The sequence below is a fragment of the Galactobacter valiniphilus genome, assembly GCF_003575975.1.
Taxonomy (GTDB): domain Bacteria; phylum Actinomycetota; class Actinomycetes; order Actinomycetales; family Micrococcaceae; genus Galactobacter; species Galactobacter valiniphilus.
The window spans coordinates 1-14,565 of sequence record NZ_QQXK01000020.1; the positions used below are offsets into that span (position 1 = coordinate 1).

13 protein-coding genes and 1 tRNA gene are annotated in these 14,565 nt (G+C 70.1%); 10 read left to right on the forward strand and 4 right to left on the reverse strand.

Annotated features, from left to right (window positions below; all coding sequences use genetic code 11):
• Positions 1 to 131: 131 nt before the first annotated feature.
• From DWB68_RS10390 to DWB68_RS10430, 9 genes are all read left to right on the forward strand, one after another.
• Complete coding sequence (locus tag DWB68_RS10390) at positions 132 to 629, forward strand: hypothetical protein (protein WP_199700431.1); 498 nt, start codon at positions 132 to 134, stop codon at positions 627 to 629.
• A gap of 93 nt (positions 630 to 722) precedes the next feature.
• Positions 723 to 1,763: an ABC transporter permease gene (locus DWB68_RS10395; protein WP_119425078.1), complete on the forward strand. Its 1,041-nt coding sequence runs from the start codon at positions 723 to 725 to the stop codon at positions 1,761 to 1,763.
• Positions 1,760 to 2,695, forward strand: a complete 936-nt coding sequence (locus DWB68_RS10400; protein WP_119425079.1) for an ABC transporter permease — start codon at positions 1,760 to 1,762, stop codon at positions 2,693 to 2,695. The genes DWB68_RS10395 and DWB68_RS10400 overlap by 4 nt, the downstream gene beginning before the upstream one ends.
• 3 nt (positions 2,696 to 2,698) lie before the next feature.
• Positions 2,699 to 4,354, forward strand: a complete 1,656-nt coding sequence (locus DWB68_RS10405) for an ATP-binding cassette domain-containing protein (protein WP_119425080.1) — start codon at positions 2,699 to 2,701, stop codon at positions 4,352 to 4,354.
• A complete protein-coding gene (locus DWB68_RS10410) occupies positions 4,351 to 5,370 on the forward strand; it encodes a S66 peptidase family protein (protein ID WP_119425081.1) in 1,020 nt (339 codons plus the stop codon). The genes DWB68_RS10405 and DWB68_RS10410 overlap by 4 nt, the downstream gene beginning before the upstream one ends.
• Positions 5,370 to 5,846 carry an Lrp/AsnC family transcriptional regulator gene (locus tag DWB68_RS10415; RefSeq protein ID WP_119425082.1) on the forward strand — a complete coding sequence of 159 codons (477 nt, stop codon included), beginning with the start codon at positions 5,370 to 5,372 and terminating at the stop codon, positions 5,844 to 5,846. The genes DWB68_RS10410 and DWB68_RS10415 overlap by 1 nt, the downstream gene beginning before the upstream one ends.
• Positions 5,846 to 6,682 (forward strand): serine hydrolase, encoded by an 837-nt coding sequence (locus DWB68_RS10420; RefSeq protein WP_199700432.1) that lies wholly within the window; start codon positions 5,846 to 5,848, stop codon positions 6,680 to 6,682. Before DWB68_RS10415 ends, DWB68_RS10420 begins: the two co-directional genes overlap by 1 nt.
• A complete protein-coding gene (locus DWB68_RS10425; protein ID WP_119425084.1) occupies positions 6,679 to 7,773 on the forward strand; it encodes a C45 family autoproteolytic acyltransferase/hydolase in 1,095 nt (364 codons plus the stop codon). Before DWB68_RS10420 ends, DWB68_RS10425 begins: the two co-directional genes overlap by 4 nt.
• Positions 7,770 to 8,582 (forward strand): serine hydrolase, encoded by an 813-nt coding sequence (locus DWB68_RS10430; protein WP_119425085.1) that lies wholly within the window; start codon positions 7,770 to 7,772, stop codon positions 8,580 to 8,582. Before DWB68_RS10425 ends, DWB68_RS10430 begins: the two co-directional genes overlap by 4 nt.
• Positions 8,583 to 8,954: 372 nt before the next feature.
• On the opposite strand, the gene DWB68_RS10435 is transcribed toward DWB68_RS10430, so the two are convergent.
• Positions 8,955 to 9,042, reverse strand: a tRNA-Ser gene (locus tag DWB68_RS10435).
• Positions 9,043 to 9,310: 268 nt separating this feature from the next.
• On the reverse strand, positions 9,311 to 9,814 hold the full coding sequence (gene tadA / locus DWB68_RS10440) for a tRNA adenosine(34) deaminase TadA (RefSeq protein WP_119425086.1): 504 nt from the start codon (positions 9,812 to 9,814) through the stop codon (positions 9,311 to 9,313).
• 42 nt (positions 9,815 to 9,856) lie between these two features.
• On the opposite strand from tadA, the gene upp reads away from it, so the two are divergent.
• A complete protein-coding gene (gene upp / locus DWB68_RS10445; protein ID WP_119425087.1) occupies positions 9,857 to 10,495 on the forward strand; it encodes a uracil phosphoribosyltransferase in 639 nt (212 codons plus the stop codon).
• A gap of 103 nt (positions 10,496 to 10,598) precedes the next feature.
• On the opposite strand, the gene DWB68_RS10450 is transcribed toward upp, so the two are convergent.
• Positions 10,599 to 13,088 carry a glycosyltransferase family 39 protein gene (locus tag DWB68_RS10450; protein WP_119425088.1) on the reverse strand — a complete coding sequence of 830 codons (2,490 nt, stop codon included), beginning with the start codon at positions 13,086 to 13,088 and terminating at the stop codon, positions 10,599 to 10,601.
• Positions 13,085 to 14,470, reverse strand: coding sequence for a glycosyltransferase (locus tag DWB68_RS10455; protein ID WP_233548738.1), 1,386 nt, complete (start codon positions 14,468 to 14,470; stop codon positions 13,085 to 13,087). The genes DWB68_RS10450 and DWB68_RS10455 overlap by 4 nt, the downstream gene beginning before the upstream one ends.
• Positions 14,471 to 14,565 lie beyond the last annotated feature (95 nt).

Below are 14,565 nucleotides of genomic sequence, written 5' to 3' on the forward strand. Positions count from 1 at the left end.
CCCGCCTCATGCGGCGGAGCGACCCAGAGTGGGGAATTTCGATGAGCAGAACCGAGGAATTTCAGTGAGCGCCGTCACAGTCGAGCGATGGCGACACCATCTCCACGAAGTCCACTGAGGGTGACTACGACATGTACTTCTCCGGGTGGTCGGTGAACCCGGACCCGGATTACCAGCTGGGCATCAACACCTGCTTCAACCTGCCCACCAAGACGGACGGCACGGGCGGCACCACGCAGGACGGTTACTGCAACGAAGAGTTCGACAAGCTCTACAACAAGCAGCACTCCGAGATGGATGAGACCAAGCGTCAGGAGCTGGTGCAGCAGATGCTGGCCCAGAACTACGAGGACACCGTGCAGGTGGCCACGTGGTACGCCAACGGCCTGGAAGCCTACCGCTCGGATCGCTTCACCAACTTCGGCCTCATGCCGAAGGAGGGCGGCATCATCGCCAACCAGGCTGGTTACTGGGGCTTCCTCTCCGTGGAGCGCGTTGAGGGTTCCACCGCCGGCGGCGGCGCCGTCAACACCGGCCTCGTGGTGGCCGGTGTGGTGGTGGGCGTTGTGGTGATTGCCGGTGTCGTGGTGTTCCTGCTGCGTCGCCGCAAAATCTCCGACGTGGAGTAGTCCTCCACCTTCCCGGGTGTGGGGCGGGCGGCTGCCCGCCCCACACCCGGCGCTTGCAGGCACATGAGCAGGAGCAGGAACAAGGAGAACAACATGACCAACGCCGTGCCCCCAGCGGGGGCGGTGATCGTCGAAGAAGCGGCGGAGACGCCAACCCGCAATACCTCGGCGCTGAAGTACTTTGGCACCAAGCTGGGCGGTGCCGCCATCAGCATGGTCATGGTGATCCTGCTTGGCTTCTTCGCCTTCAAGATTCTGCCGGGCGATCCGGTGAAGGCCATGGCCAAGGACAAGCCCATGTCCGCGGAACAGATGGAGGCCCTGCGTGAGTCGCTGGGCCTGAACAAGCCGCTCTGGGGCCAGTTCGTTGACTACCTGGGCAACGTCTTCACGCTGAACTTCGGCACCAGCTATGTGTACAAGCAGTCCGTCTCGGACCTCATTGGCCAGTACTTCTGGAACACGGTCCTGCTCACGGGCACGGCGGCCATCCTGGCCATCGCCCTGGGCCTCTGGCTGGGCCAGAAGGCGGCCTGGAAGAACGGCTCGTTCTTCGACAAGGCCAACTCCGGCATCGCCCTGGTGTTTTGGTCTGTCCCCACCTTCTGGCTGGCGCTGATCCTGCTCATGGTCTTCGGCGGCACCCTGCACTGGTTCCCCACCGCCGGCATGCACAGCCCCAATCCGCCGGACGGTTTCCTGGCGAACGCCGCGGACGTGGCAAGCCACATGGTGCTCCCGGTCATCACCATGGTTGCGGTGGTCTACGCGCAGTACCTCATGGTCATGCGAGCCTCCCTCATGGAGGAGATGAGCGCGGACTACCTCACCACGGCACGCGCCAAGGGCCTTCGTGAGGACCTGGTGCGCAGCAAGCACGCCGTCCCCAACGCCCTGCTCCCCACCGTGACCCTCGTCTTCATGCACATCGGCGGCCTCATCGCCGGCGCCGTGACCGTGGAGAAGGTCTTCTCGTGGCCGGGGCTGGGCAAGCTCACCTTCGAGGCCATTAGCGGCCCGGACCTCCCGCTGCTGCAGGGCACCTTCGTGGTGTTCTCGGCCATCATCATCGTGATGAACCTGCTAGCAGACTTCATCTACCGCCAGCTCGACCCGAGGGTGAAGCGCGCATGAGTATCTCCAACGCCCCCACCACCGCAACGCCCGCTGGCACGGCTAGCGCCCGCCAGGTCGTCTGGCAGCGCCGCCGCGCGGCCTTCGCCGGATTCTGCAAGGAGTTCAGCCACCACAAGGCCGGCATGGTTGGCCTCATCTTCCTGGCCGTGGTGATTGTGGCCGCCGCCCTGGCGCCCTTCATCGCCCCGTCCCGCATGCTGGATGTCACCCAGCTGCTGGATTCCCCCCGCTTCGCCCCGCCGTCCTGGGAACACCCGCTCGGCACGGACCACCAGGGCCGTGAGCTCTGGGTCCGCATGCTCTGGGGTGCCCAGGTCTCCCTGATTGTTGGCTTCGCCGCCACCATCATGTCCATGGTCATCGGCACCATCATGGGCATCGCCGCCGGCCACTTCACCGGCTGGACCGGCGGTCTGGTCATGCGCATCATCGACTTCTTCCTGGTGCTGCCCTCGCTGATCCTGGCCATCGTGCTCTCCTCGGTGCTGTCCCGCGGCGTGCTCACCATCGTCATCGCCATTGGCCTGACCTCCTGGGCAGGCACGGCTCGCGTGGTTCGCTCGCAGACGCTCTCGGTGGAGTCCCGCGACTACGTGGAGCGCTCCCGCGTGCTGGGTGCCGGGCACTGGCACATCATCGTCAAGCACCTGCTCCCGGCCGTGATGCCGCTGGTGCTCGCCAATACCACCCTGACGGTGGGCTCGGCCATCATCTCGGAGTCGACGCTATCTTTCCTGGGCCTGGGTGACACCACCCTGCAGTCCTGGGGAACCATCCTGAAGAACGCCATGGACGTCTCCGCTGCCACCAGTGGCTACTGGTGGTACGTGCTGGTCCCTGGCATCGCCATCGTCCTGGTGGTGCTCGCCTTTACCCTCGTCGGCCGCGCCGTTGAGCAGATCGTCAACCCCACGCTGAGGAGCCGTTGAGTCATGCCGGATCTGAAGTTTGAGAACGTTTCGATCACCTACCGCACCTCCGGTCGCAACGACCGCGGAGAGGTGCCTGCGGTCAAGGGCATCAGCCTTGACCTTCCCGCCGGCGGCACGCTGGGCGTGGCCGGCGAGTCCGGCTCCGGCAAGTCAACGCTGGCCATGAGCGCCCTGCGCCTGCTGCCCAAGAGCGCCAAGCTCTCCGGCCGCGTCATGATGGGCGACACGGACGTGGCGGAGCTGTCCTTCGGCAAGCTGCGCGCGGTGCGCTGGGCGGAGGCCTCGATCGTGTTCCAGGGCGCCATGCACTCGCTGAACCCGGTGCGCACGGTGGGCTGGCAGATCCTGGAGGCCCTGGAGCTGCACATCACGGATAAGTGGAAGACGGAGAAGGCCCGCAAGGAGCGCGTCAAGGAGCTGCTTGCCACGGTTGACCTGCCGGCCAAGAAGGCGGATTCGTTCCCGCATGAGCTCTCCGGCGGGCAGAAGCAGCGCGCCATGATCGCGATGGCGCTGGCCTGCGAGCCGGACATCATCATCGCGGACGAGCCCACCACCGCTCTGGACGTGATTGTTCAGAAGCAGATCCTGGACATGATCAACCAACTGGTCACGGAGCGTGGCATCTCGCTGCTGATGATCAGTCACGACCTCTCGGTGCTGGCCACCGCGTGTGAGCGCATCGCGGTGATGCGCAACGGCGAACTGGTGGAGGTGGGGCCCTCGTACCAGATCTGCACCGACCCCAAGGAGCCGTACACGCAGCAACTGGCGGCGGCCTTCCCGGTGATTGGTGACCCGGCCTCCCGCATGAAGCCCGTCACCCGCCGTGAGCAAACCCCCAGGGACCCCAACGCCCAGACGTTTGCCAAGAGTGACGAGGTGCTGCTGCAGGCCCGCGGGCTGAACGTGACCTATCACACCGGCGGTCACTCGCTGCGGGCCGTGAACAACGTGAGCCTGGATCTGCACCGCGGCGAGATCATGGCGCTGGTGGGCCAGTCCGGCTCCGGCAAGTCAACGCTGGCCCGCACGCTGCTGGGCCTGCAGGCAGCGGATGGCGGTTCCGCCGTGACCTTCGCGGGCAAGGCTCTTCCCACCAAGGGCAAGGCGCTGAAGGACTTCCGCAAGGAGGTCCAGCTGGTACTGCAGGATCCCTCGGCGGCGCTGAACCCCAAGCTCAGCGTGTACGAGTCTGTGGCCGAGGGCCTGCGCGTGCAGCGCTACCAGGGCGACGAGCGCGCCCGGGTGAAGGCAGCCCTTGAGGAGGCGGAGCTGATCCCGGCGGAGAAGTACTTCGGTGCCATCCCGCAGGAGCTCTCCGGCGGCCAGCGTCAGCGCGTGGTCATTGCTGGCGCGCTCGCGGTGCAGCCGCAGATGCTCATCGCTGATGAGCCCGTGGCCTCGCTGGACGCCTCCGTGCGCGGCGAGATCCTCTCCTTGCTCCTTGACCTGCGCAAGAACCTGGGCCTCACCGCCCTCGTCATTACGCATGACCTGGGCCTGGCCTGGAACATCGCGGACACCGTGGCGGTCATGTACCAGGGCGAGATCGTGGAACAGGGCCCCACCGAGGAGGTGCTACTGAACCCGCAGCACGCCTACACCAAGCGCCTGCTTGCCGCGGCGCCAAGCATCGAGGAGGCCCGCGCGTGAGCGCCCCCGCAACCACCGGCGTCGACCGTCATGCCTACCTGGACACGGCGCCGCTGAAGCCGGGCGACACGGTGCGATTCGTGTCCCCGTCCGGCCTGGGTTCCAAGGAGTCCCTGGAGCGGGCCGTTGCCTTTTACGAGGCCTGGGGCCTGAACGTGGTGGTGGGGGAGCACGTGCTGGATCCGCACCCTCGCGCCTCGTACCTGGCCGGCCCGGACGAGGGCCGCCGTGCGGACCTCGTTCAGGCGTGGTGCGATCCGGACGCGGACGCCATCGTGTGCATTCGCGGCGGCTACGGCGCCATGCGCCTGCTGGATGGCATCGATTGGGAGCTCATGCGAGCCAACGCGCTGCGCCGCGACGGCCGTCCCAAGCTGCTGACCGGGTCCTCGGACATCACGGCGCTGCATGAGGCCTTCCGCTTCCACCTGGATGTGCCCACGCTGTTCTGCCCCATGGCCGGCAACGACGTCTTCAACGAGGCCACCACGGTGCGCCCGGACGTGCAGCGGTGGCTCATGGAGCCGTGGCGTGGCCGCGAGATCATTGGCGCGGCCACCGAGGTGATGGTTCCGGGCCAGGCGTCCGGGCGGTTCACGGGCGGCAACCTTTCGCTCATGTCCGCGGCCGTGGGCGCCGTGGAGTCCGCGGTGCCGCAGGGCGCGCTGTGCTTCCTCGAGGACATCGACGAGGAGATCTACCGCCTGGACAACCTGCTGCTGCAGCTGCAGCGCTTCGGTCGCCTGGATGCTGCAAGCGGTTTTGTGCTGGGCTCTTGGTTCCGCTGCGGCGAGCCGGAGGCCATCCGCGCGCTCATGGAGGAGTACCTGGGTCACCTTGGCGTGCCGGTGCTGTGGGAGCAGGGCTTCGGACACGACCCCGAGGCGCTGAGCATCCCCCTGAACGTGGACGGCGTCCTGGTTGCCCCGGCGCAGGGCGCTCCGCGGCTCACCGTGGGCGCGGGGGATTTCCTGGTGCCCGACGCCGGCGCGGGCTCCGCGGGCGGGCGCGGCTGATGCGGGCAGCCACGCACACGGACGTTGACCGTCTGCTGCTTCGCGTCCTGGCCTCGGATGGGCGGGCCAAGCTGGCAACGCTCGCCGCTGCCGCGGGCCTTTCGACCTCCGCCGTGCAGGCGCGCGTGCGCCGGCTGGAGGAGGTCGGGGCCATCCGCGGCTACCGCGCCGAGATTGCGCCGGAGGTCTTTGGGCCCACGGTGGAGGCCCTCGTGGAGGTTGTCCCGGCGCCGGAACACGCCGACGAGGTGGGGCGCATCCTGGAGGACGAGCCCGGGGTAGCGGCCTGCTGGGCCGTTACCGGCGAGGCCTCCCACGTGGCGCTGGTCAGGGTGGCCGGCGTCCAGGAACTGGAGGAGCTGCTGAGTTCCCTGCGGGCCAGCCTCCAGTCCCACACGCGCAGCTCCCTGGTGCTGCGCACGCTTGTTGATCGCCGCACGGCCTGGCCGGCGGAACCCGTCTTGGAAGGACGCTGATGTCCCTGCAGTTGCCCCCGTTCGATCCCCGCATCACGTTCTCTCTGCAGGTGCTGGACGCCGCGGACGGCCGGGTGCTTGTCTCCCATGCCCCGGACACAGTGTGCGAGACGGCAAGCGTGGGAAAGGTCTTCCTGCTCATCGAGGTGGCCCGCCGCCTGGTGGAGGGCGAGCTGGCCCCGGACCAGCGCATCGAGATCCCCGAGGAGCACCGCGTGGCGGACTCCGGCTTGCTGTACCGCATGCTGGATCAGCGGCTCACGGTGTGGGACGCGGCGCTGCTGGTGGGTGCGGTGAGCGACAACCTCGCCACCAATGCCCTCATCGCCCTCTGCGGCCTCGAGGTGGTGCAGGGCATGGCCCCGTTCCTGGGCTACACCGACACCTCGTTGCTTGACTACATCCGGGACGAGCGCACCGAGGACATGCCGTGGACGCCGTCCTTCGGCACGGGCTCCGAGCTCTCCGACCTGATGCGCCGCCTGGGCGCCGGCGAGATCCTCTCCCCGGAGATCAGTGCGCAGGTCATGGAGTGGCTCGCAGCGGACACCGACACCTCCATGCTTGCGGACTCGTTCCTGCTTGACCCGCTGGCCCACGTGGAGCCGGAATACCAGGGCATGGTGCTGCGCCACAAGACGGGCTCCACCTCGGTGGCCCGCATCGACGTGGGCCACGTGTCCGGCCCCGCCGGGGCCGTGGCCTACGCCGTGGCCGCCAACTGGAAAGGCGCCTCCGAGGACCTGCGCGCCCCCGCCGTTGACGCCATGCGCGCCATCGGCGAGCAGATCCGCGCCTACGTGACCGGCGCGGAGCGAGCGGAGGCACCCTGGTGACCGCCGCCGTCGAGCATCTTGAACCCGTCTCCGGGCTGGAATGGACCCGCCTCAGCGGGACCCGCGAGGACGTCATGCGCGCCCTCGGGGCCCTGCACGCCGCACCCATCCGCGCGTGGCGGGAGCGCGAAACCGGCGCCTGGCAGCGGCTCCTGGAGCGCACCGCCGGGGCCGCGAAGGAGCGGTTCGAGGCCATCGTTGAGGCCACCACGGCGCGCCTGCCGCTGGAAGCCCAGGAACTGACGTGGATCGCAGAGGGCGCCGGCGTGCCCGTCCGGGAACTCTGGGCGCTGAACCTGCGCGGCGATCTGGGCCGCGACGGCACCGGCTGCTCCGACGTCTGCGCCGTCACCGAAACCGGCGTGGTCATGGGCCACAACGAGGACGGCGACGGCGATCTGGAGGGCGCCATCCGGCTCATCACGCTGGTCATCGACGGCGACCCGTCCATGACCGTGGTCTGGTACCCCGGCATGCTCCCCGCCAACTCCTTCGTCACCACCTCCGCCGGCCTCAGCTTCGGCATGGACCACGTCCCCGTGTCCGTGCCGAACACAGAGGGCTGCGGGCGGCACTTCGTGGCGCGCCGCGCCCAGCGGCAGGAGGAAGGCGTGGTGGCCCGCGCGGTGCTCTCCGCCGTCCCGTGCGCCGGCGGCTTCGCGTTCGACGTGGCGGATGCGCTGGGGCGGGGAGATCTCATTGAGAACGTGGCGGGGCGGTACTCCGTTGCATCCGCGGTTGCTGCGGCGTCCGATGCGCCCGCTGAGGGCGGCGCGCTGCTGCACACCAACCACCTGCGCCTGGTGGACGGCACCGAGGACGGGCTGGCCGTTGCGGCTGACGACGAGTGGCTCGGAGAGAGCCAGGGCCGCCTGCGGGCGTTGGTCTCCGCGGCGCCCTCCGTGCGCTCCGCCGCCGATGTGCTCACGGCGCTGCGCGCGCCCGGGGTGCTGAACCGCTCCGAGGACATCTACACCTTCGCAACGTGCGTGGTGGACACCGCAGCGGACACCATTTGGGTGCAGGGCAGCGGTGAGGTGTGGGCCGGGTGGCTCTCTGCGTTTGCCCGGGGCGAGCGGGTGGCGGCATGAGTGTGGACTTTGGGTCCCTGGACGGCGTGCGGTTCTCCGCGCTGGCCGTGGACGTTGATTCCGGCGCGGAGCTGTTCTCGCATCAGCCGGGGCTGGCGCTTGATACCGCCAGCGTGGGCAAGATCTTCCTGCTGCATCGGCTGCTCACCGAGGTGGACGCTGGGACCCGCAGCCTTGAAGACCGCGCCATTCGGCGGCCCGTTGAATGGATGGACAATTCCGGGCTCTGGTACCTGCTGCAGCAGGATTCGCTGTCGCTGTACGACGTGGCCGCGTTGATTGGCGCGGTGAGCGACAACGCCGCAACCAACACGCTGGCCCGTGTGGTGGGGCTGGACACGGTGCAGCAGCACACCAAGGCCTTGGGGTACCTGGATTCCGGGCTTGACGACGTGGTGCGCTGGCCGCTGCCGCCCGGGGCGCCCAGGACACTGTCCCACTCTACGGCCGCTGACCTGGTGCGGTTCGTTCGTCGCACGGCGATGGGGGAGGACCTGAGCGCGTCCTCCACGGACACTCTCCAACGCTGGCTGGGCGCAGGCATGGATCTGTCTATGGTTGCCTCCGCCTTCAACCTGGACCCGCTGGCGCACTATTACTTCGACCGCGATGTGTGGCTCTGGAACAAAACCGGAACCATCTCCACCGTCCGTGCAGACATGGGTCTGGTCATGACGCCTACCCGACGCGTGGCGTACGCGGTGCTGGCCGAATGGGAGCGGGGGGTGGACGCCCGCGACGGCGTGCTCGCGCTGATGCGCGCCGCCGGTGAGGAGATCCGTTCCGAACTCGGCCTAGCCTCAGCGTAGGACCTCACGATTTCCTCCCTCGGCTGTCCCCGGCCGCGGCGAACGAGACGCGAGCGACTCTCGGCCTATGCCGGAGCGCGCGCATGCCGAGACCCCAGACCAGCGCCCTTGGCAGGCTATGCCGCCGCATCAGGGGAAACGGAGGGACGAAGTGGCCTGGCCGGCCGTCGAGGGGTATGGCGGCTTCTCGGTCGGCACCTGAGAGCTCGCCAGCGGTGGCCGTCCGGGGTCGCCCGTGGCCGGCCCCGTGAACAGGGACCACGGCACAGGATGCAAAACACCCGGTAGGCTGCGCCGCAGGCGGCCACAACGTCCCCCGGACAAAGCCGAAGGGCCCCGAATCTCAATGAGATTCGGGGCCCTTCGCAAACGCGGTGACGGTGGGATTTGAACCCACGGTACGGGATTACCGTACACAACATTTCGAGTGTTGCACCTTCGGCCGCTCGGACACGTCACCAGGCCTCATTACTCTACGGCACAGGGCGGGTGAGTCCCAAACCGGGGCGTCCCGGGTGTGACTCACACGCCCTCATTGACCCCCGGACGCTGTGAAGCCCCGGCCGGCGAACCGGTCGGGGCTTCAACACCACTCGCACCCTTGAGGTGCCTTCAACACTACGGAGCGAAGCTGGAAACAGGCTGGGTGAACCGTGGGAAATGACAGAGTGTGTAAAACGGTGCCTACGCTGAAGTAACAGGCGCGAGAACCCGGAGGCGGGCCGGATTCAGCCCTCGGCCCCGCGCCGGTGTGCGGCAAAGAACTCGTGCAGCAGCGAGGCGCACTCGTCCTCGCGCACCCCGGAGTAGACCTCAACCCAGTGGTTCAGGCGCGGCTCGCGGAGCACATCGAACACCGAACCGGCGGCACCGGCCTTCGCGTCCCACGCGCCGAACACCACACGCGGCACCCGCGCGAGCACGATGGCGCCCGCGCACATAGCACACGGCTCCAGCGTGACGGTGAGGGTGCAGCCCTCGAGCCGCCAGCCGTCGTCGTCCCCCCGCTCGCGCAGGGTCGCGGCAGCGTCGCGCAAGGCGACCACCTCGGCGTGACCCGTGGGGTCCCCGTGCACCTCACGGATGTTGCGTCCGACACCCAACACCTCGCCGTCGGGCCCCGTCACCACGGCCCCGATCGGCACGTCCCCGGCCGCACCGGCGGCACGCGCCTCGGCGAGGGCGGCCTCCATCCAGGCCTCGGCCCCGGTGGGCGGTGTCAGCGAGCTCATAACCCCCACCGTATCGGGCCGCGCGGCGGTAGAATGTCCCCCATGCGCGTACAGGTCGTTGATCATCCCCTGGTGGCCCACAAGGTCACCGTCCTGCGAGACAAGAACACCCCTTCGCCGGTGTTCCGCCAGCTGACCGACGAACTGGTCACGCTCCTGGCCTACGAGGCCACCCGCGAGGTCCGCACGGAGCCCATCACGGTTGAGACGCCCGTCGCCACCACGGTCGGCACTGCCTTCGCCAAGCCCACCCCGCTCGTCGTCCCGATCCTGCGCGCCGGCCTCGGCATGCTGGAGGGCATGACCCGCCTGGTCCCCACCGCCGAGGTGGGCTTCCTGGGCATGGCGCGCAACGAGGAAACCCTCGACATCATCACCTACGCCGAGCGCCTGCCGGATGACCTCACGGGCCGCCAGGTCTTCGTGGTGGACCCCATGCTCGCCACGGGCGGCACGCTCGTCGAGTCCATTAAGTACCTCTTCAACCGCGGCGCCGACTCGGTGACCTGCATCTGCCTCATCGCCGCCCCCGAGGGCGTGGCCCGCCTCGAAGAGGCCCACGGCGACGACGACCGCGTGCACCTCGTGGTCGCCGCCCTGGACGACGGACTCACCCCCGAGGCCTACATCACCCCGGGCCTGGGCGACGCTGGCGACCGCCTCTACGGCCTGGCCGAGTAGTCCCTCAGGACCCACGAAAGGGGCCGCGCACCGAACCGGTGCGCGGCCCCTTTCCTGTGATGAGTGCCCGACGGCGGGTGGCCGGGCCGGCCCCCGGCTCGCCTCAGCCGGCGGGCTGGGTGAGGTCGTAGACCGTCACGCCGTCCACGGTCGTGGCCGTGAAGTTCTCCTGCACCCAGCTGCTGATCTGCGAGGAGGTGCCGTCGGAGCCACCGCGCCCGCCGCCCAGGCCGGAGCCGGAGGCGAGGTAGTAGTGGATCTCTCCCTGCTCCACGTATGCCTTGAACTGCTCGAGTGTGGGGGACGGGTCGGTGCCGTTGAAGCCGCCGATCGGCATGACCGAGGCCTGCGTGGCCAGCTGGTACCCGGCGGCGTTCTGGGAGCCGGTGGTCGCGGCGGCCCAGCGGTAGTCGCCGGCGTTCTCCTGCAGCAGCTTCACGATCTCGGTGCCCGGGGCGGACGCGCCGAGCAGGCCTCCCGCGCCGCCGCCCATGCCGCCGCGTCCGGCGGAGCCGCCGAAGCCGCCCTGGCCGGTGGCACCGTTGGATCCCGTGCCGTTCTGGCCGGACGTCCCCTGGCCGGTCGAGCCCTGACCCGGCAAACCTTGGCCGCCCCGCATCGCCGGGGGCGTGCCTCCTTGGCCGTTGGGGCCCTGACCGCCGCGTTGGTCGCCGAAGCCGCCCTGCCCGCCGGGGCCCCCTCCGCGGCCGCCGCCCATGCCCATCCGATCGCTCGGTCCGGCGTAGACGATGGAGCCGGTCTTGGCCACGGTGGTGGTGGAGGCGGCGAACGCGCTCTGCGCGCCGAGGGCGCCGAGCACGGCGAGGCCAGCGGCCCCGGCCAGGAGCCGGGGAGCCCAGCGGCGGGCGCCGCCCGGAGCCGCGCCGCCCGGGTGTCCGGCCGCGAGGCCGACTGACCCGTGACCGGCGCCGGCCCCCGAACCGGCCGCCGCGGCGTCGGGCGCGAAAGCGGCGGGAACGCCGCCGTCGTAGCCGACCGGACGGTCCCAGCTCACCGCGTCACGGCGGCGCAGGAGCGGCCGCAGCGCCACGCCGAGGCCCGCGACGAGCGCCAGGGCGGTGGCCACGCCGCCCCACCAGACGCCCCAGCCGGCGCTCGCGAGCGCCCACCAGCCGGTCAGCGCGGCGACGACCACGGCCAGGCCGAGCGTGATCGAGGCGCCCCAGCCGCCGCTCTCCCAGAGCCACGCGGCGCCGATCGCCACCACGCCCGCCACGGGAGCGGCGAGGATCGCCGTGTAGTACTCGTGCGTGATGCCCTGCATGAGCGAGATGGTCAGGCCCTCCACGACCAGCCAGCCGGCCAGGGCGATGAACGCCCCGATCCGGGCGCGGCCGGCGTCGCTGCGCCAGGCCCGCGAGCGCACCATCATGACGAGCGCCCCCACGAACAGCAGCACAGCAACGGGCAGGAGCCAGGAGATCTGCGAGACGTAGTTGCCAGAGACGAGGCGCAGCAGGCCCGGGGTGCCCCACTGGTTGCCGACGGAGCCCTCCTCCTCGCCGTTGAGGCGGCCCAGGCCGTTGTAGCCGAAGGTCAGCTCGAGGAAGGAGTTGCTCTGCGAGCCGCCGATGTAGGGGCGGGAATCCGCGGGCCAGAGCTCCACGAGCGCCACCCACCAGCCCGCGGAGACCACCATGGCGGCGGCCGCGGCCAGCAGGTGCAGCACGCGCCGACCCCAGCCCACGCGGGCCGCGAGCAGGTAGGCCAGGGCGAGCGTGGGGACGACCACCACTGCCTGCAGCTGCTTGGTCAGGAACCCGAAGCCGATGAAGACACCGGTCAGGACCAGCCAGCCCACGGGGCCCAGCGGCCGGCGCCAGCGGGGCCGGGTGGCCTTGGCCTCGGCGCGGGCCGCGGCCGCCGCCGCCGGCGTGCTGGCCTGCACCGCGCGGACCGTGGCGTAGCAAGCGGCCACCGTGAGCAGGGTGAGCAACGCCTCGGGGTTGTCGTAGCGGAACATCAGCAGCGCCACGGGGGTCGTGGCGAGCGCGGCGCCGGCCAGGAGCCCGGCCCAGCGGCCGCTCACGCGGGACACGGTGGCGTAGAGCAGCCAGACCGAGGCCACGCCCATGAGCGCCTCCGGCACGAGGATGGACCAGGAGCTGAGACCGAAGAGTCGCACCGAGAGGGCGGGGATCCAGAGCGAGGCGGGTGGCTTGTCAACGGTGATGGAGTTCCCGGCGTCCGAGGAGCCGAAGAGGAACGCCGTCCAGTCCTGGGAGCCGGCCTGGATGGCCGCGGCGTAGAAGGCGTTGCCCCAGCCGTTGATGCCCAGGTTCCACAGGTACAGCACGCCGGTGCCGAGCACCAGGGCGATCAGGCTCACGCGCTGGGCCAGCGTGGGCCGCTCCGAGCGGGAGGTGAGGAACGCGCCCACGGGGCGCGGGCGGCGTCGGGCAGGTGAAGGCACGGCGCCGAGGGGCTGGCCGGGAGCCCCGGCGACGCCCGGTGCCCCGTGCGTGGGAGGGGCGGGCGCCGTGGGCGCGGGGGCCAGGTACGCGGAGGGGTCGTGCCCCGACCCGGCGGGGCTGCCGGGGGCCGGGGAACCGGCCGGGAGGGTGGTGCTCATGCTTGCTCCTCGGTGAGGGCGGTCGGCGCCTGAGCACCGGCCGAACGGGTCGGGTTCTCCGGGCGGGCGAAGACCCACTGCCGGAAGAGGACAAACTTCACGAGGGTCGTGAGGAGATTGGCGGCCACGGCCGCCGCGAGCTCCCGCGCGCCGTGCCAGCCTGATGCGTGGGCCACGCCGAGCGCCCCCGCCGTGAGGGCCCAGCCGATGCCGAACACGATCAGCCCCTGCAGGTGCTGCGTGATGAGGCCGGCGCGGCCGCGCACGCCAAAGGTGAATGCCCGGTTGGCCGCCGTGTTGGCGACGGCCGTGACGAGCAGCGCCACGAAGTTGGAGAGCTGTGCGCCGAGCGCCCCGCGCAGGAGCGCGAAGAGCAGCAGGTACGCGAGGGTGGACGCTATGCCCACGGCGCCGAAGCGCACGAGGTGGGACGAGAGCCCGCGCTCCTCGTCCCGCTCGGGGTCGCGGCCAAGCTCCCGCCGGATTTCCGACAGCGGGATGCGCCCGCGCAGGAAGCCCCAGGAGAGCCGGGCCACGCCCTTGACGTCCTCCCACGCCGTGCCGGCGATGCGGACGGAGGAGCGCAGATCGTCCACCCAGTCCACGGCGACCTCGGAGATGCGCAGTCCCGCCTGCTCGGCGAGGACGAGCAGCTCGGTGTCGAAGAACCAGGCCTCGTCCTCGACGAGCGGGAGCAGCCGCTTGGCGACGTCGGCCCGGATGGCCTTGAAGCCGCACTGAGCGTCGGAGAAGCCGGTGCCCAGGCTCCCGTGGAGCAGGAGGTTGTAGGAGCGGGAGATGAACTCGCGCTTGGGGCCGCGCCGCACGTGCGCGCCGGACGCCAACCGCGAGCCGATCGCCACGTCCGAATGCCCGGACAGCAGCGGGGCCACGAGGGCTGGGAAGGCGTCCAGGCCCGTGGAGAGATCCACGTCCATGTACGCGAGGATCGCTGCGTCGGAGCCGCCCCAGGCGGCCCGGAGCGCGCGGCCGCGGCCCTTCTGCTCCAGGTGCAGGAGCCGCACGTGGGGGAGCGAAGCAGCCAGCGCCGCGCCGACCTCCCGTGTGGAGTCGGTGCTCGCGTTGTCAGCGATGGTGATCCGGTAGCCGGGCCCACCCGCCGGGTAGAGCCCGGCCAGGTAGGCGTCGAGGCGCCGGACGGAGGCCTCGAGGTCGCGTTCCTCGTTGTAGACCGGGACCACCACGTCAACCAGCACGACGGCGCGTGGCGGGGTTTCGTGGGTGGTGCCCGCGTCGGCCTGCTGGCCGTTGTGCCGGCCAGCGGGCTGGCCGACGTGGGCGCTCGCCGCCGGAAGGGGCGGCGGGAAGGGCACCGGGTCAGCGTTGGTGGTGGGGGCGGAAGCCGCTGGGGTGGGGAGCACGGATGCCTCCTCGTCTGCTGGTCGTGAAGCGGTGGGCGATGTGCCACTTACCTTGATCAGCAGTGATGTGAATGAGGATGCGAGTGCTTGTGCCT

Coding starts and splice junctions, on each gene's coding strand:
- DWB68_RS10390 (WP_199700431.1), top strand. CDS start 132: ATGTACTTCTCCGGGTGGTCGGTGAACCCGGACCCGGATTACCAGCTG.
- DWB68_RS10450 (WP_119425088.1), bottom strand. CDS start 13,088: ATGAGCACCACCCTCCCGGCCGGTTCCCCGGCCCCCGGCAGCCCCGCC.
- tadA (WP_119425086.1), bottom strand. CDS start 9,814: ATGAGCTCGCTGACACCGCCCACCGGGGCCGAGGCCTGGATGGAGGCC.
- DWB68_RS10415 (WP_119425082.1), top strand. CDS start 5,370: ATGCGGGCAGCCACGCACACGGACGTTGACCGTCTGCTGCTTCGCGTC.
- DWB68_RS10430 (WP_119425085.1), top strand. CDS start 7,770: ATGAGTGTGGACTTTGGGTCCCTGGACGGCGTGCGGTTCTCCGCGCTG.
- DWB68_RS10400 (WP_119425079.1), top strand. CDS start 1,760: ATGAGTATCTCCAACGCCCCCACCACCGCAACGCCCGCTGGCACGGCT.
- DWB68_RS10395 (WP_119425078.1), top strand. CDS start 723: ATGACCAACGCCGTGCCCCCAGCGGGGGCGGTGATCGTCGAAGAAGCG.
- upp (WP_119425087.1), top strand. CDS start 9,857: ATGCGCGTACAGGTCGTTGATCATCCCCTGGTGGCCCACAAGGTCACC.
- DWB68_RS10405 (WP_119425080.1), top strand. CDS start 2,699: ATGCCGGATCTGAAGTTTGAGAACGTTTCGATCACCTACCGCACCTCC.
- DWB68_RS10420 (WP_199700432.1), top strand. CDS start 5,846: ATGTCCCTGCAGTTGCCCCCGTTCGATCCCCGCATCACGTTCTCTCTG.